General features: G+C 51.6%; 1 protein-coding gene. It reads right to left on the reverse strand.

The genetic code is table 11. The features are described from left to right. Window positions 1-219 (reverse strand): hypothetical protein (locus ACXAG7_RS20255; RefSeq protein ID WP_476667974.1); only part of this gene is annotated, 219 nt, incomplete at both ends.

A 219-nucleotide genomic window follows, 5' to 3' on the forward strand; every position in this document is an offset into this window, starting at 1 on the left:
GTAAAGCCTGCTCGCTTACCACTACCTGAGCTGTTGCTGCTGTGGTACATGGTGCCGTTGCTGCTACGGTATACGTATAGGTATTAGCGCCTGATAATGCTGGTGACCAAGTTCCGCCGGTAGCTGGGCTTCCTCCTAAGGCTGCAAATAACTGCCCTGATGTTACCGTGCTTCCTGCACAGATCGTTAGTGTTCCGTTAGTTCCCGCATTTGGTAAAG

This window comes from Tenacibaculum sp. AWR4_210 (genome assembly GCF_056160945.1).